At 71.9% G+C, this 18,737-nt stretch carries 22 protein-coding genes; 14 read left to right on the top strand and 8 right to left on the bottom strand.

Annotation, left to right across the window (positions count from 1 at the left end; genetic code table 11):
• Positions 1-297: TetR/AcrR family transcriptional regulator (locus AB0J39_RS02610; RefSeq protein WP_363461051.1), on the bottom strand; the 297-nt coding region annotated here is incomplete at its 3' end.
• 47 nt (positions 298-344) lie between these two features.
• Between AB0J39_RS02610 and AB0J39_RS02605 the strand changes: the two genes are divergently transcribed.
• From AB0J39_RS02605 to AB0J39_RS02575, 7 genes are all read left to right on the top strand, one after another.
• Positions 345-1,511: a serine hydrolase gene (locus tag AB0J39_RS02605; RefSeq protein WP_363461049.1), complete on the top strand. Its 1,167-nt coding sequence runs from the start codon at positions 345-347 to the stop codon at positions 1,509-1,511.
• 147 nt (positions 1,512-1,658) lie between these two features.
• Complete coding sequence (locus AB0J39_RS02600) at positions 1,659-2,156, top strand: DUF2975 domain-containing protein (RefSeq protein ID WP_363461047.1); 498 nt, start codon at positions 1,659-1,661, stop codon at positions 2,154-2,156.
• Positions 2,156-2,377: a helix-turn-helix transcriptional regulator gene (locus tag AB0J39_RS02595; protein WP_363461045.1), complete on the top strand. Its 222-nt coding sequence runs from the start codon at positions 2,156-2,158 to the stop codon at positions 2,375-2,377. Before AB0J39_RS02600 ends, AB0J39_RS02595 begins: the two co-directional genes overlap by 1 nt.
• 114 nt (positions 2,378-2,491) lie before the next feature.
• A complete protein-coding gene (locus AB0J39_RS02590) occupies positions 2,492-3,139 on the top strand; it encodes a hypothetical protein (protein ID WP_363461043.1) in 648 nt (215 codons plus the stop codon).
• A gap of 3 nt (positions 3,140-3,142) precedes the next feature.
• Positions 3,143-3,832 (top strand): ABC transporter ATP-binding protein, encoded by a 690-nt coding sequence (locus tag AB0J39_RS02585; RefSeq protein ID WP_363461041.1) that lies wholly within the window; start codon positions 3,143-3,145, stop codon positions 3,830-3,832.
• Positions 3,829-4,632, top strand: a complete 804-nt coding sequence (locus tag AB0J39_RS02580; protein WP_363461039.1) for an ABC transporter permease — start codon at positions 3,829-3,831, stop codon at positions 4,630-4,632. The genes AB0J39_RS02585 and AB0J39_RS02580 overlap by 4 nt, the downstream gene beginning before the upstream one ends.
• Complete coding sequence (locus tag AB0J39_RS02575; RefSeq protein WP_363461037.1) at positions 4,629-6,677, top strand: polyprenyl synthetase family protein; 2,049 nt, start codon at positions 4,629-4,631, stop codon at positions 6,675-6,677. The genes AB0J39_RS02580 and AB0J39_RS02575 overlap by 4 nt, the downstream gene beginning before the upstream one ends.
• A gap of 60 nt (positions 6,678-6,737) precedes the next feature.
• Here the strand turns inward: AB0J39_RS02575 and AB0J39_RS02570 are convergent, their stop codons facing one another.
• Both AB0J39_RS02570 and AB0J39_RS02565 read right to left on the bottom strand, forming a co-directional pair.
• On the bottom strand, positions 6,738-7,517 hold the full coding sequence (locus AB0J39_RS02570) for a tectonin domain-containing protein (protein ID WP_363461035.1): 780 nt from the start codon (positions 7,515-7,517) through the stop codon (positions 6,738-6,740).
• Positions 7,518-7,668: 151 nt separating this feature from the next.
• On the bottom strand, positions 7,669-8,400 hold the full coding sequence (locus tag AB0J39_RS02565; protein ID WP_363461033.1) for a TetR/AcrR family transcriptional regulator: 732 nt from the start codon (positions 8,398-8,400) through the stop codon (positions 7,669-7,671).
• Between the two features lie 85 nt (positions 8,401-8,485).
• Between AB0J39_RS02565 and AB0J39_RS02560 the strand changes: the two genes are divergently transcribed.
• The 5 genes from AB0J39_RS02560 (at position 8,486) to AB0J39_RS02540 (ending at position 13,123) form a co-directional block, all read left to right on the top strand.
• Positions 8,486-9,325, top strand: a complete 840-nt coding sequence (locus AB0J39_RS02560) for an NAD(P)H-binding protein (RefSeq protein WP_363461031.1) — start codon at positions 8,486-8,488, stop codon at positions 9,323-9,325.
• Positions 9,326-9,386: 61 nt separating this feature from the next.
• Entirely contained in the window at positions 9,387-10,094 is a 708-nt protein-coding gene (locus AB0J39_RS02555) for a GNAT family N-acetyltransferase (RefSeq protein ID WP_363461029.1), read from the top strand.
• A gap of 112 nt (positions 10,095-10,206) precedes the next feature.
• Positions 10,207-10,635, top strand: a complete 429-nt coding sequence (locus tag AB0J39_RS02550; RefSeq protein WP_363461027.1) for a hypothetical protein — start codon at positions 10,207-10,209, stop codon at positions 10,633-10,635.
• Positions 10,632-12,272, top strand: coding sequence for a hypothetical protein (locus AB0J39_RS02545; protein ID WP_363461025.1), 1,641 nt, complete (start codon positions 10,632-10,634; stop codon positions 12,270-12,272). Before AB0J39_RS02550 ends, AB0J39_RS02545 begins: the two co-directional genes overlap by 4 nt.
• 287 nt (positions 12,273-12,559) lie before the next feature.
• Positions 12,560-13,123 (top strand): hypothetical protein, encoded by a 564-nt coding sequence (locus AB0J39_RS02540; RefSeq protein WP_363461023.1) that lies wholly within the window; start codon positions 12,560-12,562, stop codon positions 13,121-13,123.
• A 16-nt stretch (positions 13,124-13,139) separates the two neighbouring features.
• Here the strand turns inward: AB0J39_RS02540 and AB0J39_RS02535 are convergent, their stop codons facing one another.
• Entirely contained in the window at positions 13,140-13,817 is a 678-nt protein-coding gene (locus AB0J39_RS02535; protein ID WP_363461021.1) for a helix-turn-helix domain-containing protein, read from the bottom strand.
• A 102-nt stretch (positions 13,818-13,919) separates the two neighbouring features.
• Here AB0J39_RS02535 and AB0J39_RS02530 point away from each other — a divergent pair, with 102 nt between their 5' ends.
• The gene (locus tag AB0J39_RS02530; protein ID WP_363461019.1) at positions 13,920-14,882 is read left to right on the top strand and encodes an NAD(P)-dependent alcohol dehydrogenase; all 963 of its coding nucleotides are present in this window, start codon (positions 13,920-13,922) and stop codon (positions 14,880-14,882) included.
• Between the two features lie 256 nt (positions 14,883-15,138).
• The gene (locus AB0J39_RS02525) at positions 15,139-15,816 is read left to right on the top strand and encodes an alpha/beta hydrolase (RefSeq protein ID WP_363461055.1); all 678 of its coding nucleotides are present in this window, start codon (positions 15,139-15,141) and stop codon (positions 15,814-15,816) included.
• A gap of 35 nt (positions 15,817-15,851) precedes the next feature.
• Here the strand turns inward: AB0J39_RS02525 and AB0J39_RS02520 are convergent, their stop codons facing one another.
• The 4 genes from AB0J39_RS02520 to AB0J39_RS02505 are packed head-to-tail and all read right to left on the bottom strand — an operon-like array spanning position 15,852 to position 18,503.
• Complete coding sequence (locus tag AB0J39_RS02520) at positions 15,852-16,481, bottom strand: TetR/AcrR family transcriptional regulator (RefSeq protein WP_363461017.1); 630 nt, start codon at positions 16,479-16,481, stop codon at positions 15,852-15,854.
• A gap of 11 nt (positions 16,482-16,492) precedes the next feature.
• Positions 16,493-17,182, bottom strand: coding sequence for a DUF4166 domain-containing protein (locus tag AB0J39_RS02515; protein WP_363461015.1), 690 nt, complete (start codon positions 17,180-17,182; stop codon positions 16,493-16,495).
• A complete protein-coding gene (locus AB0J39_RS02510) occupies positions 17,179-17,853 on the bottom strand; it encodes a DUF4166 domain-containing protein (RefSeq protein WP_363461013.1) in 675 nt (224 codons plus the stop codon). Before AB0J39_RS02510 ends, AB0J39_RS02515 begins: the two co-directional genes overlap by 4 nt.
• Positions 17,850-18,503 (bottom strand): hypothetical protein, encoded by a 654-nt coding sequence (locus AB0J39_RS02505; RefSeq protein WP_363461011.1) that lies wholly within the window; start codon positions 18,501-18,503, stop codon positions 17,850-17,852. The genes AB0J39_RS02510 and AB0J39_RS02505 overlap by 4 nt, the downstream gene beginning before the upstream one ends.
• Between the last annotated feature and the right edge of the window lie 234 nt (positions 18,504-18,737).

Genomic DNA, 18,737 nt, shown 5'->3' with positions numbered 1-18,737 from the left:
CCGGGACGCCACCGCCCGCGCACGGTCGGCTGTCCGGACGAGCGCGTCCAGCCAGGCGTCGCGCCCGGCGGCCGGCTCCGGCGCCGGCACGTCGTCCATGATCTCAGCCATCAGCAGCTCGACGACGCCGTCGAGCAGATCGGCCTTGTTCGCGACATGCCGGTAGAGCGCCATCGGCGTCACCGCCAGTCGTCTGGCGACCGTGTGCATGCTCACGGACGCGACGCCGTCGGCGTCGGCGACGTCGAGCGCGGCAGCCACGATCGCCGCCCGGTCGATCGTCTTCGGGCGTGGCATCCGGTACCTCCCACCACCGTTGTATGTATATGGCATAAACTTACGCTGTGCGACCGCATGTCCGCCGCGTGCCGCGGCACACCGCCTGGATCCTCCCCCTGTCCGTCGTCGCGCTCGTCACGGTGTTCCTGCTGATCATGGCCGGCGGCGACGCCACGTACGCCGTGCGGGTGCTGGTGCGCCAGGACTCGGGCATCACCGACGTCGAGTGGAAGAAGCACAGCTCGGTGCACGCGGCCACCACACCCCGGCCGTGGCAGGCGACCGGCGACTGCCCGATCCGCGACTCGCTGCCCAGCCGGAACGCGCAGAGCATCGTCGTCGTGCACGACGGCCGGCTTGTGTGCGAGTGGTACGGCAACGGCGGAGCGCCCGATCGCCCGGCCGCCGCGTTCTCGGTGTCCAAGACGGTGATCTCGTTGCTCGTGTCCCGGGCCGTCGCGGACGGCACGATCTCCGGACTCGGCATGCCCATCACCAGGGTCGCGCCCGAACTGCACGCCAGGGATGCCCGGTTCTCCGCCGTCACCCTGGGCGATCTGATCGATATGCGCTCCGGCATCGCCTTCTCCGACGACATCTCGTTTCCCTGGGTCAACCGGGACTATCCGTCGGTCTACTACGCGACCGACCTGGCCGCGACGATCGTCCGGCGGCCGGAGATCGCGAGCCCGCCGGGGTCGTTCACCTACAACGACTACGCGCCCAACCTCGTCGGCCTCGCGTATCGGCGACTGACCGGCACGCCGCTCACAGGGCAGCCGCTGCAACGCCTGTGGGACGACCTGGGTGCGGAGCATCCCGCCGAATGGTGCGTCGACGACCACGGATTCCCCTATCACGAGAGCGGCCTCGTGGTGACCGCCCGCGACCTGGCCAAAATCGGTCAGCTCATGCTCGACGGGGGCCGGGTCGCCGGCCGCCGGGTGGCGCCCCGGGCGTTCCTCGACCGCAGCCTCGACCCGGCCGGCCGCGAACCGGTGACCACCTTCGCCGGCATCAGCGTCGGATACCGCAACGGCTGGTGGATCCTCCCCCGGGGCGACGGCGGACGCGACCTCGCCGCGATGGGCGCACACGGTCAGATCATGGTGGTGTCCCCGGCCACCGGGACGGTGATCGTCCGCATGGGCGACGACTACCGGACCAACATCCAGATCGCCGCCACCCTCCAGAATCTCGCCGACCGGCTGGCGTCCGCCACTCCCGCATAATCGGCTTCCCGGGTCCGGCGAACGCCGCCCAGCGCGTACGGCGCCGGGAGACCCCGTGGCGCGCTCATCAGCGGCGGCGAGGACACATCTTGCCCTACCTATCGAATATCGATAGATTCTTATCGTGCTTCGATGGAAGGAGAGGCGATGAAAAGGCTGACGGTGCTCGCGTTGCGGGCCGTGCTCGTGGCGCTGCTCGCGGGCTCGGTGTTCGTGCAGACGGTGATGGTGCCGCTGCTGGCCTCCGACTTGGAGGGGCTCGACCCGGAGTACGCGTATCTGCGCTTCCCGTTCCTCGCGATCACCGTGCTGGGCGTCGTGACGGTCGAGGTCGTCCTGGTCTGCGTCTGGCGGCTGGTCACGATGGTGCGGCGCGACACGGTGTTCTCCCACGCCGCCTTCCGCTACGTGGACGTCGTGATCGGCGCGTTCGTGGCGGCCGCCCTCCTGATCTTCGCGCTCGGGTTCGTCCTGGCGCCGGGCGAGGCCGTTCCCCCGGGCGTGGTCCTCCTGGTCGGCGGGGTCGGCGTGGCGGCCCTCGGGGTCGCGCTCGTCGTGCTCGTGCTGCGGATGCTGCTCAACCAGGCCGTCGCCCGCGACGTCGAGGCGGCGCAGATGCAGGCCGAGCTGGACGAAGTGATCTGATGCCGATCATCGTCGACATCGATGTGATGCTGGCCAAGCGGAAGATGTCCGTGGGCGAGCTCGCGGACCGCGTCGGGATCACGCCCGCCAACCTGGCGGTGCTCAAGAACGGCCGCGCCAAGGCGGTGCGCTTCACGACGCTCGCCGCGCTCTGCGAGGCGCTCGACTGCCAGCCGGGAGACCTGCTGCGCTGGGAGTCCGGCACCTCCACGAACGCCTGAGCCGGCCACCCCGCAGCCAGGGGTGCTCGCGGGTCGGGCGCGTCGGCTCACCACCCTCGCCATTGCCGATTGTGATAGGTAGATTACTGTCGGCAATCAACCGGGGGGACAACCATGAGCGTTTCTCGATCTCGTACGTACCTGGCCTGCGGTCTCGGCGCCGCGGGAGCGGCCGTGCTGGGCCTGGCTCTGACGGTCGTCCCGTCGGTGGCCGAGGGCGCCTCGGGCGGCGGTGCGCGCACCAGGCCGGTCGCCGACCCATCGCCGAAGCAGCCGGGCGGCCACACCGTGCTGACCTGCGCGGTGAGCACCAGCGCCAGCCAGCCGATCACCAGCGACCCGGCCGTGGGCAAGGAGGCCCGCACGGTGACCGCCAAGGGGGGCCTGACGCTCACCGGCTGCGCGTCCCCCGACGGCAGCTTCCCCAACATCCGCTCGGGGACGGCCACCCTCCAGGGCAGCGCGCAGGCGTCCTGCACCGGCGTGCAGAACGTCACCGGCGTGGGCACCATCGCGTGGAAGGACGCCCAGGGGCAGTCGCTGGGCGGCTCAACGATCCGCCCCAACCTCGACGCGATCAACGCGTACAACCCGGGCGACATGATGCTGGTCGGCGAGGTCGCCGACGGGAAGATGAAGGGCAAGCGGATCGCCGGGAAGGCGGCTCCCACGTCGGACGTCAGCCAGTGCTCGAGCAAGGGCGTGAGCAGCGTCCAGGGCAGCGGCACGGTCGCCTTCATCGCCGTCGACGCGCCGAAGTAGTCGATGCCGTCGGATGAGCCCGTGCTGCGGGTGCGGGACGTGCGGAAGGTCTACCGGGGCGGCCCGGTCCTGCGTGGAGTGGATCTCGACCTGCCGCCCGGCCGGGTGATGGGGATCGTCGGGGAGAACGGCGCGGGCAAGACCACGCTGCTGCGCGTCCTCGCCGGCGACCTGCGGCCGGACGGCGGGTCCGTGCGCCACGGCGGGCGCGTGGGTCACTGCCCGCAGGAGACGGTGCTGCACGACGCGTTCACGGTCGAGCAGCACCTGCGGTTCTTCCAGGTCGCGTACGGCCTGGACGACCTGCGCGGGGCCGAGGAGCTGATGGAGGCCCTCCGGTTCTCCGGCTCCCGCCGGGCCCGGCCCGCCACGCTGAGCGGTGGCACGCGGCAGAAGCTGAACCTCGTCCTGGCCCTGATGCACGACCCGGACGTGCTCCTGCTCGACGAGCCCTACCAGGGCTTCGACTGGGAGACGTACGTGCGGTTCTGGGACCTGGCCGAGGACCTGCGCGCGCGTGGCCGCTCGGTGCTGGTGGTCTCCCACCTCGCGTACGACGCGGCGCGCCTCGACAGCCTGCATCGGCTGGAGGGCGGCGTGCTGCGGGTCGCGGACAGGGGCACGGACAGGGGCACGGACAGGGGCACGGACAGGATCGCGGACAGGATCGCGGACAGGACCGGTGCCTTATGAGGGGTTACTGGACCTGTTACGCCACCGCCGTGCGCATGACGTTCGTGGAGCACCTGCGCAACCGGCTGGCACTGGTGATCGTCGTGGTCTTCATCCCGGTGTGGGCGATCCTCATCTACGCCCTGTCCCTGGAGATCGCGCTCCCCTTCCACCTCCGGGCCGCCGGCCGGACAGTCACCCTTCCGGCCAACGTCCTCAACCAGCTCGCCGGGGCGCTGCAGATCTCGGCGCTGATCACCGGGTTCATGATGTTCGTGACCACCCTGGACTCGGCGTCCTTCGACCGCCGGCTGGTGCGGGCCGGTTTCCCTCGGCTGTGCCTGATCGCGGCGAAGCTCACCGCCCTGGTGGTGGTCGCGCTCTGCGTCGCGCTCTACGCGACCGGCCTGATCTGCCTGACCCACCCCACCGCGCAGCCCCTGCTGCTGACCGCCGCCCTCGCCGGTGGAGCGCTGATCTACGGAGGGATCGGCATCGCGCTCGCCGCGGTGCTGACCACCGATCTGGCCGGTCTGGTCCTCGTCACCGTGATCTGCTCGATCGACCTGGCCCTGCAGAGCCCGCTCGCCACTCCGGCCGCGGCCAGCGTCGTCGTGCGCTACCTGCCCGACTACGGGCCGATGCAGTGGGCCGTCTCGTCCGTGGCCCTGGACACGGTGCCCTGGAGCGCCGCGGGCCCGGCCGTGTGCTGGGCACTGGTCACGGCGGCCCTCGGCGTCTCCGCGTTCGCTGCCCGTACGCGTGTCCACCGGCCGCTCGGTGAGCCGGCGTCCGTGAGTCCCGTCAGGAGCCACCCATGACAACGCAGTCCTTCCCCGCAGTGGAGTCCGACCTGGGACGGGTGCGGGAGATCCTCGGTCTGACCGGGGTGGCGGGCCGGCCCGAACTGGCCACGCTGACCAGGCAGCCGCCGGGCGGCCTCGGCCGCCTTATCCGGCCCACCCTGGCGTTGCTGTCGTACTACCTGCTCGCCGGTGCGGACCGGGCCGCCGGCGTCCGGGCCATACGGGCCGCGGCGGCCGTCGAGTTGCTGCACATGGCGTCCCTCTACCACGACGACGTCATCGACGACGCGCGGCAGCGCAGGGGCAGGCCGAGCGTCAACAGCGTGTGGGGCGCGCGCATGGCGGTCCTCGCCGGTGACCTCCTGGTGGTCAACGGCAGCCGGATCCTCGCCGAGCTGGGTGAACGCGAGGCACTGCTGGCCGCGGAGGCAGGCGAACGCGCCTGCTCGGGCGTGATCGCCGAGACCGCCGACCGCTTCCTGCTCTCCCGCACCGAGGAGGCCTACCTGGAGGTGACCGGCGCCAAGACCGCCGAGCTGCTGTCCCTGGCCTGCCGCCTGGGCGCCATGCAGGCCGGGCGGGGTCCGGAGGAGGAGGACGCGCTTGGGCGGTTCGGCTGGCACCTCGGCATGGCCTATCAAGTGCGCGACGACATCCTCGACCTGACCGCGACGGCCTGGAGTCTCGGGAAGCCGGCCAACTCCGACATCGTGGAGGGCGTCTACACGCTCCCCGTGATCAGGGCCCTGGCCCGCGAGCCCGCGCTCGCCCGGCTGCTGCGCCGCGATCTGACGGCGGCCGAGGCCGAGACCGCCCGCCGCCTGGTCCTGTCCTGCGGGGCGGTGGACGAGGCCCGGCAGGTCGTCGACGTTCACATGGAGGCGGCTCTCGGCCGGCTCGAGGGCCTCGGCGATCCGCGCTCACGGGACGCGCTGGCCGGTTACGCGCTGTCGATCATCAACACGGGCGGGCCGGCCGCTCCGGCTCTCGTCACCGTGCCCGCGCCGTCCCCCTCTCCGGCAGGCGTCGCCGGGCAGTTGCGCGAGCGGGTGCAGGAGCGGCTGGACGCGTGGTTACTGGAGACCGGGCTCGCCGCCACACCGGAGGAGGCCCGTCATCCGCGGTGGAGCGGCATGGCGTCGGCCGCCGCGCGGTTGTGGCCGGACGCCGACGCCGGGCAGGTCGAGACGCTGGCCCGGTGGATGCTGGTGTGCTACGTGCTCGACGACCTCTTGGAGGACCCCGAACTCACCGACTCCGGGGAGGTCGTCCGGCTGCGGCACCGGCTCACCGTTCTCATCCGCGAACTCCGCGAACTCGACGAGCTCGGCGAGCTCGGCGAACTCGGTCGGCGTGGCGACGCCCCGGGGGCCGGTGGGGCGGTCGCCACCGCTCTCGCCCAGGCCTGGGCGGGGATCCGCGTCGCGCAGCCGCCCTCGTGGCGGGCGCGCGCACTCGACCACCTCGCCGAATGGCTGGAGGCGTGCGAGCGCGAGGCGTGCCATCGGCTCAGCGGGTTCGTCCCCAGCCTGCGCGACCAGCTCCCGCTGCGCCTGCGCAGCGCCGGGCCCGGCCTCGCCCTGGACCTCTTCGAGGTGACGTACGGCAGGCGAATCGACCCGGCCGTACGCGACCATCCGCTCTTCCGCCGGGCGCTCGACCTGGGGCTGGCCACCGCGCTCACCGAGAACGACCTGCGGACCCTGGAGCAGGACGAGGCCATCGGCGCCCCCTACAACCTGGTCAGGGTGCTCCGCCACGAGACCGGCTGCACCAGGCAGGAGGCGATCGACGAGGTGACCCGGCAGGTCGAGGACGGCCACGCCCAGCTCGACGCCATGCTCGCCGCCGCCCCCGCGTTCCTGCGGACGGCCGCGAACGGCGCCGCCTCCGGCCCGGACTTCGGTCTCCTGCACCTCGTCCAGGAGCGGCTGCCCGGTTGGCGCGGTCTGCACGGCACCGACCGCTACAGCCGTACGGCGACCGGAAGCGGACCCGACCTGGCCCGGCTGCGCCGGGAACTCCTGCCCGAGTACGCCGAGACCGGCCCGACACGCTGACGCCGCCCTGTCGAGCGCTCCCGCCGGGGCCCGAAGGCCCTCTGGGAGCGCTCGCGACGGTCAGGCGCCGAGCTTCCAGATCCTGCCGGCCGGGTCCACGGCGTAGACGTACTTGTCGTTGATCGCGATGCTGACCGCGGCGATGCCGGTCAGTTGCCGCCAGTCCGAGCCGGTCCACAGGTAGGCGTCGTGATCGGCGGTGGTGATGGCCACGCGTGCGGGACTGGCGACGGCGATGTCGAGCAGTCCCGATCCGGGCATCTGCTGCCATCGGTCACCCGATCGCCGGTAGACCGATCCGTTGGGGTCGATGATCCACGTCTCACTTCCGCCGCCGGCCGCGATGCGGACGGCCGATCCGTCTGTGCGGGTCCAGGCGCTTCCGTTCCAGCGGAAGACGCCACCGGTGCTGCCGAGCGTCCAGGTGTTGTCGGCGCCGCCTGCGCCGATGTCGACGCCGGTGCCCGTCACCTGCTGCCATTGGCCGGCCGACGTGCGCCGGAAGATGTTCCCGTTGGAGCGCACGATCCAGGGCAGGCCGTCCGTGCTGACGGAGATCCGGGTGGCCTGGTCACCCACCAGGGTCCAGCCCGTCCCGGTCCACTGCTGTACGACTCCTGACGGACTGATGCCCCACAGCGCGGAGGAGCCGGCGGCCACGCGAGAGGCCAGGCCCGGCAACCGCTCCCACTCCCCTGCCCGGACGGCCTCGACCGCGCGGACACGAACCCGCTCTGGCGTGGCCGAAGCCGAGAAGGCCGAGGCCGCCGGGGTGAAGGCGGTACCGCCGAGAGCCAGGACAGCCACGCCGGTGGACAGGGCGCGCGAGAGACCGAGCACGTTGAGCCTCCTTGAGATGGGGACACCGGCACAACGATCACCTACCGGCACCGTCGATGCCACGAGGAGTCGCAATGTGCTCACGTAAAGTTACGGCTCCTGATCTACCAGGAACTCGGCGGGCCGGCCACCCGAACGCGGCAGACAGCCGCTACTTCGGCGAGCCGGATCGGTCGGCGGCCAGGCGGTCGAGCCATTCGCCGAGCACGTGGCGTTCACCGTCGGTGAGAGCCGTGGCGTCGGGCAGCGCGGCGCGCAGTGCCATCGCCGCCGCGGCGGGTCCGGGGGTCTCGACCGCAGGGAGGTCGGTGGTGATGGCGGCGATCGCCGCGTCGCGGGCCACCTCGGACAGGCGCGGGTCGCGCCGTTCCTCCGGCATGGCGAGCAGCGCGAAGACCGTGCCGCAGCCGGCGGCGTGCACGAGGTCCGCCGCCAGGCGCTCGCCGACCCTCAACCGGCCGGCGGCGGCGATGGCGCGGATGCGCTCCCCCAGCACGCGGAAGGCGGCGACGGCCGCGGGCGACTGCCGTCCCGGCGTGGGATCGCCGTACATGAGCGAGAACAAGGCGGGGTTCGCCAGCCCGAACCCGACGTGCAGGTCCCACCCGGCGCGCAGCCCTTCGACCGGGTCGCCGGCGGGCGGGGTCGCCCTCTTGTCCCGCAGGTAGGAGTCGAAGCCATACTCGGCGACCGCGTCGAGCAGGCCCTCCTTGTCGCCGAACAGGCGGTAGATCGTGGGTGCCTGCGTCCCCGCCGCGGCGGCCACCGCCCTGGTCGAGAGGGCGTCGCGCCCACCGCTCGCGAGCAGCCGCGCCGCGACCGACACGATGTGCGCCCGCGTCCTGTCGCGGCCGCTTGCCGTCTCACCCTCAGGGTCGCTCATGCTTCCAACGATAGCAGCAAGTTGCTATCGCTGAATTTCCAGTGTTAGCGTGCAGTCGATATCAGCGATAGCAATGGAGAGAATCGTGATCATCATCACCGGAGCGACCGGTCAGCTCGGGCGCGGCGTCGTCGAGCGGTTGCTCGCACGCGTTCCCGCCGACCGGATCGGCGTCAGCGTCCGCGACGCTTCGCGAGCCGAGGACCTCGCCCAGCGCGGCGTCCGCGTACGGCAGGGCGACTTCGACGACCCCGCGGGCCTGGCGCACGCGTTCGAGGGCGCGTCGCAGGTGCTCGTCGTCTCCGGCCCGGCCGACGCCCGCCCGCACCGTACGGCGATCGAGGCGGCCAAGGCGGCGGGAGCCGGGCGGATCCTCTACACCAGCCACATGGGCGCGAGCCCGGCCTCCGCCTTCGGCCCGATGCCGGCCCACGCCGAGACGGAGCAGGACCTGCGCGGATGCGGGGTGGCGTTCACCGCGCTGCGCAACGGCTTCTACGCGACCACCGCGCTCCACTTCGTGCAGCAAGCGTTGGAGACCGGCACGCTCGTCGCGCCCGAGGACGGCCCGGTCTCCTGGACCGCCCACGCCGACCTCGCCGAGGCGGCCGCCATCGCGCTGACCGAGGAGGGCCGGCTCGGCGGGGTCACGCCGCCGCTGACCGGCCCCGAGTCGCTCGACCTCGCGGACGTCGCCGCGATCGCCTCCGACCTGACGGGCCGCGAGATCACCCGCGTCACCGTCCCGGACGACGAGTGGGTCGCGGGCATGCTGGCGCGCGGCGTGCCCGAGCAGCAGGCCCGGTTCCTGCTGGGCATGTTCGAGGCCAGTCGTCAGGGGGAGTTCGCCGAGGTCGGCCCGGCGCTGGGCGACCTGCTCGGCCGTAAGCCGGCCGCGCTCCGCGAGGTCCTCGCGAACCGATAAAGGGTTGCCGTCCGGGCCGGGCCGCGCGACCCTTCGGGCTATGGGCGAGGAGCGGCGGAGATTGACCGACGCCGAGGGCGTCTCGGTGATGAGCTACCGGGAGGGCGTCCGTGACGGCCTTCCCTGGGCCTACGCGATCGAGGACATCGGCCCGGACGCCGCCGCCGTGATCATGTCACGGCTCCGGGGCTGGGCCGTCTCCGCGCCGGTCGAGCTCGGCCGGCAACTGGTGGAGCGGGGTGCCCGGCTGCAGCGGCACGCCACCGGGATGCGGTGTGACCTGCCGATCACCCGGCCGGTGGAGGGCGCCGCGCCCGACGGCTTCCGGCTGGTGCCCTGCGACCGGGCGCCCGCCGACATCTTCCCCGCGTGGTTCGCGGCCTACCCGCCCGGCCATCCCGACCACCGTCCCCGGGATCCTGAGAAGGCCCTTGAGGAGGAGCTCGTTCCGCTGCTCACCGGCGAGGAGATCGGCCCGCTGCTTCCGTGCAGCGTGCTCGCCGTACGGGACGGCTCTCCCGGCGAGGTGGTGGGCGGCGTCCTCGTCAACGACTCCGAGCGAGGGCCGTGGATCGCGGACGTGTTCCGGCACCCGGAGCGGTCGCCGCGGGGTCTCGGCGCGCTCATGCTGACGGCCACCCTGGTCCGCGCCGGTGCGGATGGCCTGCCCGGCCTCGGCCTGGTGGTCACACAGGGCAACCCCGCCCGCCACCTGTACGAGCGGCTCGGCTTCCGGGTGGTCGACGAGGGCATGACGGTCCTGATCTGAACGGTCCTGATCCGAACCGGGCGGCCTCGTTCCACCGATCGATTTCCAGACATCCGGCGACCTCGTCAAGGCCAGATATACAGTGTCATTGGATCTTGTAAGGAGGCCGGGAATGCTCGAATGGCTGGCAGCGGCGGTCGCGGCGGGCGGAACCGCGGTGGTGCAGGCCGCGGGCACGGACGCCTGGGTGATCGTGCGGCAGCGGGTGGCGAAAGTGCTCGGCCGCGACGATCCCGAACGCGAGCAGGCGGAACTGACGCGCCTGGACCAGACCGCGACGGCCCTCGCCTCACTCGCGCCGGAGGAAGCGGCGCTGGTACGGGCACGGCAGGAGGCGTCCTGGACGGCCCGGTTCGAGATGCTGCTGGAGAGTCTCGGCGAGGCCGAACGCGAACGGGTCGCCCGCGAACTGAACGACATCGCCGACCAGGCTCGTCAGGCGTCGGCGGGGGGAGTGTCGGGCAACGTCTTTAGTGGACCGACCGCGTTCCAGGTCGGGAACGGCAACCGGCAGGACAACCACTTCGGGCCGGGGACATGACCCGCGACGCCGAGCCGGGAAGAGACGAGCCGGGAAGAGACGGAGTATCGGGGAACGTCTTCCACGGCCCGGCCCCCTTCCAGCTCGGCGATCGCAACGTCCAGATCAATCACATCCACCACGCGGCGCCGTGGCGTCGGCCGCTGGTCCTCGCGGGCGCGGCGGTCACGACCCGGGAGGAACTGGCCGACGCCATCCGCGGCGAGTGGGCGGCCGCGAGGCGGCAGTTCTTCGAGGGCGCGGGCACAAGCGGCACACCCTCCGACGGGTGGCACGGCCTTCTCGCCTGGCTGCACGAGCTCGACGGTCTCAGTGCCGACGACCTGACCGCCCAGATCGAACTCGTCGACCATCGGCTCCGGGACGACGGACTCCCGGCCGACCTCAAACTGCTTCACCTGCTGGGCTGGCTCGATCCGCGGGGCGAAGCCGTCTGGCGGGGAACGATCGTGACACCGGAGTCGCTCTCCGAGGCATGCAGGCTCGGTCGTCTACGGGAAAGCGGCCCAGAGTGGGAGCTCTACCGCGACCTCTGCGAGGGCGGCTTGCTGGACGCCCTCGCCGGCTTCGCCGGCCTGAGCGCGTTGCGGGGAACGCAGCGGGCATGGGACGAGGCCTGGCGTTCGTGGCGGCGGTTGGCGGCTCAGGTTCCCGGACTGCCGCCGGAAGCCCGGGAGTGGGCCGAGAGCGGGGCACGCGGGCTGCTGCTGGCGGCCCTTCTGCCCTACCCGGAGAGCACGACGTGGTTGCGCGCCGGCTGCGAGCGCGTGACGCCTCCCCCCACGGGTGAGGTCGGCTGGTACGACTGGTTGCGCGCGCGGGACGGCGGCCATGACACTCCTGTCGGGTGGCTCGTGCGCGCCGACTTCACCGCTTTCGCCGCGGCGCAGGCGCAACAGCAGCGTCACCAGGCGGCAGCCGACCGGCAGAACCAGCGGATGTCGACCGCCCTGGACGCCGCCTCCGCCCTGCGCGACCGGCAGTGGGCCGACTACGAGCACCGCAGGCTCGCGCCCACCGCCCGATCGGGGGCGGCCGTCCGCGCGGCTCTGTGGCTCGGGGCCTGGGGCGCGGCCACGATCCCGCTGCCCTGGATCATGTGGGGCTGGGCTCGTCCGGACATCGCCACGACGCTGTCCTGGTATCTCGTCGCGCTGACCCTGGCGGCGTACGCGGGCCTGCTCCCGCGAGTCGTACGGCTCGGCGCGGCGTACCAGCCTCCGCTGCGGCGCCTGCGCGCGTGGATCGAGGAGGCCCGGACCGACCGCGCGAGCGCCCGGAGGGGTCTGATCAGAGCCGGCAGCGTGGGCGGAGCCGTCCTGATCCTCGGGGTGCTCGTGCACGACATCGGCTCCATCGTGACGACGGTCCTCCTCATTCCCCTGCTGGCCGCGGCGTTCCACTTCGCCCGTATCGGGGCGCTGCGCGACTGGGCGGACGAGCATCAGGAACGCCTGCGGGACTACCGGTCCAGGCGGGCCGGTTCCGGCGGCCTCCCGCAGAACGTCGCCCGGGACGTGCGGTCGCCGTCGGCCAGAGTCCGGGCCGACGCCTATCAGGCGTACCTGCGGCAGTTCACCGGCCTCGACCACAGCGGGCAGGACGAGGACCCGGAGAACGGCCGCCGCGACCGCTGATCGGACCGCTGATTGGGGCGTGACGCGGAACGCGCGCCGTGCAGCAGCTCGCCGGCCGTGCCCAGGATGGAGGCGTGGGCCGCGTCCGGGCCCTCGCCGGGCGAGGGCGCCGAAACTTACATCGGCCGCGATCGCCCACCAGCGTGTCCGCGCCGCCCGCACCGCCGAGGATGGCCGCCGGGAAACGGCGAACCTACGATGACGTCGCGCCCCGAGATCATGCCTGCACGCGGGGACCGCAGCACATCCTGCACGGTCGATGCATAAGGCACCGATAGGAGACGCGAATGGCTCAGCACGGTGAACCGTACGGCGGGAACCGGCGCGGACGGCTCGCCGGCCGATCGATGATCCTGGGAGCGCTCGTCGCGGCGGCGATCGGCCTCAGTCCGGCGGCGGCCCACGCCGACACCTGGCGTACGGCGACCTCCACGGCGTGGGGCCAGACCCAGTCCACGGCCTCGGCGGCGGCCCAGGCGAACGCCCGTAGCGCTCTCAACAGCGCGGCCGCTCAGCTGGGGGAGGTCTGCACGAACGTGACCTCGTCGGCCAGTCTCCAGTACACCGTGCCCAGCGGAGGCGGCTACGTGTACGGCGGGACGGCGACCGGGCTGTGCGCGCCGGCGTCTCCGTCTCACTACACCGTGCCGCGCACGGCGACGGGTCGCGGTCAGGGCAGCACGAGCTCGACGGCCACACAGAACGGCGCGGCAGCGGCCCGCGCCGCCATCCTCGCGGCCGGCGGCGACTGCACCGGCTATCAGACGACCGGCGTGACCACCGTGTACGCGACTCCGGACAGCAGCTGGTACATCTACGACGTGACGGTGTCCGCGCTCTGCGTGCAGTAGCGCGATCACGCTCGTCTCAGCCCCTGGCGGGGCGCTGTCTCCGGGAGCCGTCGGCCGCGATCGGGAAACCGCGTAGCGACAGAGCACTCGGCGGAGGCAGGGCCCCGTGAGCCGCCTCGGCGCGGAACGACTGGAGCAGGAACGCCACCAGGCGCCGGGACGCGGCTGCGTCATGCGGCAGCGCGGTGACCAGACCGCAGTGGGACAACACGGCCACGGCGAGGTCGGACGGGTGGAAGTCGGCCCGTAGCGCACCCGCCGCCTGGGCTCTGCGGACCAGGGTCATGAGGTCCCGCTCAGCCCGTTCCCGTGCCTGGGTGTGCTCCGCCGTGCTGTCCGGGAAGGCCGCGACGAACGCGGCCGGGAAGCCCTGTTCCTGCCGCTGAAGCTCGCAGATCGTCTCGAACAGCCGCTGGAAGCCCCGCCAGGGGTCGGGGTCGGCCAGCGCCTCGGTGAGCGCCCGGACGCAGGTCTCCATCTGCTGCGCGAACGCGGCCCGCACGAGGGCGTCCCGGGTCGGGAAACGCCGGTAGAGCGTCGCCACGCCGACCCCGGCCCGCCGGGCCACGGTCGCCATGGGCGCGTCGATCCCGTGCTCGGCGAAGACCGCACGGGCGGCGACGAGGATGCGGTCCAGGTTGCGCCGGGCGTCGGCCCGCAGCCTTTGGTCGGCGATCCGAGAGGATTCCTCCACCACTGTTTCTCACTTCCGGTCTAAACGGACGGCGGCGTCCACTTGTGAGCCTACGCTCGGGCCGGATCCCCCACACGTCCGCTGCCGGCGAAGGTGAGAACGATGGACGACCGCATGATGAGAGCCGTGCTTTTCGACCGCTACGGCGGCCCCGAGGTGCTTTACGTGGGCCGCGTGCCACGCCCCGAACCGGCGCCCGGCGAGGTGCTCGTACGGGTGCGCGCGTTCAGCGTCAACGGCGGCGAAACGGCGGCCCGTAGCGGCAGCCTCCGTCTCCTCACCGGGCGGAGGTTTCCGCAACGCGTGGGGTTGGACTTCACCGGCGAGGTCGCCTCGCTCGGCGCCGGCACGACGGACGTCGCGGTCGGCGACCGGGTGTGGGGCATCGTGGGCCGCACCGGATTCGGCACCGCCGCCGAGTATGTGACCGTCCGGGCCGGGCGGCTCGGCCGCGTCCCGGACGGGCTGGATCTCGTGGAAGCCGCCGCACTCCCGGTGGCGACCACGGCCATCACGGCGCTGCGCGACAAGGCCGGACTGCGCCCCGGCGAACGACTGCTCGTACGCGGCGCGGCGGGCGGCGTCGGCAACGCCGCCGTCCAGCTCGGACGGGCCTATGGCGCCGAGGTCACGGCCCTGGCCCGCGCCGCCAACCTGGACTTCGTCCGTACGCTGGGCGCCCACCACGTCATCGACCACCGGACCGTCTCGCCGGAGGAACTGGACCGGTTCGACGTGGTCCTCGACACCGCGGGCACCGATCTGCGGGCCTTCCGGCGCCTGCTGTCGCCCGGCGGCCGCATGGTCACCATCGCCTTCGACCTGACGCGGCTCGCCTCCTCACTCGGCTACATCGCCGCCAGCGCCGTACACGGACGCGGCCGGGTGCGCTTCTTCAGCGGCAACCCCAAACGGGCGCTCTTCGACGACCTCGCCCGCGAGGTGGCGGAGGGGAAACTGCGCCCCGCGGTGGACACGTGCTTCCCGCTGGAGGAGACGGCGGCGGCACACCGAGCGCTGGAGGCGGGCGGGGTGCGGGGCAAATACGTCGTTAGGGTCGACTGATGGCGGTTCCCGTGACGGCCGGCGCAGGAAGGCCGGCGCCGCTTCGTTCCTCTTCGCGGCCGCACCGTAGTGGCACGTGTCCGGCCATGGCCGCCCGGCTTCCGCCGCCGGTTCCGGCGCAAGCGTGCCCGCAACGCCGTTCCGCCGGTGCGCTGGCTCACTTCTCTGCGCAGCCGGCCTCATGGAGGCGAGCGCGGACGGCACGCCGTACGAGTAGATCGACAACTTGAGAGGATTCTGTCTGATGGCGACTTACGTGTTGATCCACGCCGCGGCGGTCGATTCCTGGTACTGGGGACCGCTCTCGGCCGCCCTGCGAGACCGGGGCCACGATGTGGTGGCGCCGGACCTGCCGTGTGATCAGGAGTCGGCCGGGCTCGCGGAGTACGCGGACACGGTGGTCGAGGCGATCGGCGGGCGCACCGGTCTGGTCGTCGTCGCCCATTCGTTCGGTGGATTCACCGGCCCACTGGTGTGTGACCGGGTGCCTGCCGACCTGCTCGTGATGCTCCAGGCTCAGATCCCGGCTCCCGCCGAATCGCCCGGCGAATGGTGGGGCAACACCGGCTACTGGGCGGCACGGGAGGAAGCCGACCGGCGCCGAGGCGCCCCGGGCGGCACGGAGGAGGACACGCTTTCCCTCGTGCTGCACGACACCCCGGCAGACCTTGCCGCCGAGTTCATTACCCGACACCAGCGGCACCAGGCGCCTACCCCATTCGGCAAGCCGTGGCCGCTGGCCTCCTGGCCGGACGTGCCGACCAGGTTCCTGCTGGCCGCCGGCGACCGCTTCTTCCCGGCCGAGTTCATGCGCGGGATCGTCACCGAGCGTCTCGGTTTCCAACCGGACGAAATGCCTGGTGATCACTGTCCGATGCTCGGTCACCCGAAGGAACTGGCCGACCGCCTTGAGGCGTACCGCGCCGGGCTCTGACCAGGGACAGGCACCACTCAAGCGGTGCCGGCTCGTCAAGCGCCGTTGGCCTTACGGAGGCGGGCGCGGACCGTACGGCGAACCAGCGGGCCCATGTCCTCAAGGACGGCGACCAGGCCGGCGAGCTGCTCCAGGCTGTCGAACGCCCGCTCGGCGCCGTCCTTGTCGACGCCGTCGTACAGTTCGAGGCCGACGAAGGCGGCGGCGGTGGCGCGGGCGAGCCCGGCGACGTCCACGAACTCCGCGAGCGGGCTGCCGGCCAGCACCCGTCGCAGCACGTCCTCGACCTCGGCGACCCACAGGGTGAGCCCTCCGGCGGTGGCGGGAGCGAGCCGCTCGTCCGCCTGGCTCCCCGCGAGCATCTGGGCGAGCACGGCCAGGTTCCCCGCGGCGCGCTCCTCGGCGTGCAGGGAGCGGCCGAGGTCGAGCAGCTCCTTCAAGGAGGTCACGGACGCGAACCGCTCCCGATAAACGGCCACCCGCTGCTCCGACCCGTACCGCAGAGCCGCCGCGAGCAGCTCGTCGACGCTGCCGAAGTGGTAGAAGACGAGCGCCTGGTTGACCCCGGCGGTGGAGGCGATGGCCCGCGCCGAGGCCTTGGCGATGCCCTGGGTGCGCAAGGTCTCCAGCGCGCCTTCGAGCAGCCTCGTCCGGGTGTCGCCCATCGTCCCCTCCCTCAGCGGCGTACCTCTTCGCGCCGCGGCATCACCGTAGCGGGCACGCCGTGCTGTGCGACGTCGACGTAGCCGACCTGGAAGGCGCCCGAGTAGCCGAAGAACTGGCCCAACCTGGAGTGGGAGACCGTCACCTCGATGCGGAACTCCCCCGCCTCGTCGTCGTACGACTCCCTGACGAGAGCCGACCCCGTGACAGCCTTCGGGAGGCGGCACGAGAGCCACCCCTCGTGCAGCCGGAAGCCGCCGGTGCGGAAGACCAGCCCTCCGCGCTCGTCCACCCGCAGATCCAGGTCGACGGACAGGTGCTGGTGCGAGCCGACGTACTCGAGGATGCCGTTCCTCGTGGGGTCGTACACCATCGTGGCGTCGAACCGTCGTCGCCGGCCGGACAGGTCGAAGCTGCGCACGAAGGTGAAGGCCTCCCGGCCGTGGGAGTCGACGTACGGGTAGTTCTCGATCGTGAACGGCACCTGCCGGCCCTGCTCGGGGACCAGGATGTTGCGCAGCGCGCCGAGAACGAGGAACGGCCGGGTGAAGCCCGCGTGCCAGACGTGCGTCATCACCCCCGTGCCGACGCAGGCCCGGCCGTTCGCGACGCTCAGGTCATAACGGCGCTGCAGTTGCGGATGCATGCGTGCGAAGTTCGCGCCGAGGGCACGTTCGAAGATCGAGCTCGGCGTGGGATTCATACGCGTGCCTCTTCGCGCCGCGGCTTGATGACGGCGGGCACGCCGTGCTCGGTGACGTCGACGTAGCGGGCCCGGAACGCGCCCCAGTAGCCGAACATCGGCCCCAGCCTGGAGTGGGAGACCGTCACTCCGACGCGGAACTCCCCCGCCTCGTCGTCGTACGACTCCCGCACCACGGCGGTGCCGGTCATGATCGCGGGGAGACGGCAGGAGAACCAGCCCTCGTGGAAGCGGAACCCGCCGGACCGGATGACCATGCCCCCGCGTTCGTCCACCTGGAGATCCAGGTCCACGGCGAGGTGCTGGTGCGAGCCCAGGTAGTCGACGATGCCTCTGGCGGGGTCGTACACCATCTGTGCGTCGAACCTTCTGGGGCGGCCGGGTAGGTCGAAGGTGCGGACGAAGCTGACCGTCTCCCGCCCGTACGAGTCGACGTACGGGTAGTTCTCGATGGTGAACGGCACCTGCCGGCCCTGCTCGGGGACCAGGATGTTGCGGGTGCCGCCGAGGGCCAGGAACGGCCGGGTGAACCCGGCGTGCCAGATCTGCTCCATGACTCCCGTGCCGACGCAGGCCTGCCCGCCGGCGACGCTGACGCCGAAGCGTCGTTGCAGTTGCGGGTGCAGGCGGGCGAAGTCCGCGCCGAGGGCACGTTTGAAGATCGAGGTCATGGGGTCTCCATCAGGGTGTGCGGGGCGTTCGCCGCCTGCCGGTCGGGCGGGCGGCGCAGGCATCGGCGGGCCGCCGGGGTCGACGGAAGCGGCGGCAGGAGGATGGCCGCCGCTCCGATCAGGCAGGCGACGGCGGCCGGGGTGGTTGTGACGGCGATGGCGGTCGTGAGGGTGCGCAGGCAGAGTTCGGCGAGGGCCTGCCACAGGGAGCGCTCGGGCGTCTGGCCTGTCTCCAGCCAGAGGCGGAGCCGGTCGAAGGACCAGGCCGTCGCCCACCCGATGAGCGGCCGGAACACAAGGTCCACGGCCCTCCCCCAGCCGGGGCGGTAGCCGTACCGGGTGATGAAGCGGACGCCGTCGGGGGTCTGGACGTACCGCCAGTAGCCGGAGCCGGAGCGGATCAGCGAGAGCGGGTGATCGGAGGCGAAGCGCAGCGCCGACGTCCTCTGTTCAGGATCGTGACGGTCTCCGGATGTGACGCCGTCACCGGTGATGACCAGCCCGGGCAGGAGCCGGAAGGCATACCGGAACCGCTGCGGCTCACCGTCGGCACGCGGCAAGTAGTCGATCTCCGTGAACCGCAGATCCCACAGTTGATGCAGCTCAGGCCGCTGCGTCCGCTCCCACAGGGCTTCCATATCAGCCCGCACCAAGCACTCCACATACACGAACCGACCCATACGCGTCTCCCACGTCTTGAGCGATCGCTCAAATCCGAGGGTAGGCCGACCTAAGCGATCACTCAAGCTGTTGTGGCATGCACGGGCGGACATCTGGCCGGAAGAAGGGCGCAGCGAACTTCGCCACGCAGTGAACCGCCTGAGAGCGCTGACGCACCGGCACAAGCGCAAACGAACTGGCTATGGGCCCAAGGACCAATCTGT

Source organism: Microbispora sp. NPDC049633, from assembly GCF_040675265.1.
In the GTDB taxonomy this organism is placed as follows: domain Bacteria; phylum Actinomycetota; class Actinomycetes; order Streptosporangiales; family Streptosporangiaceae; genus Microbispora; species Microbispora maris.
This window is presented reverse-complemented; position numbering and strand designations above follow the sequence as displayed.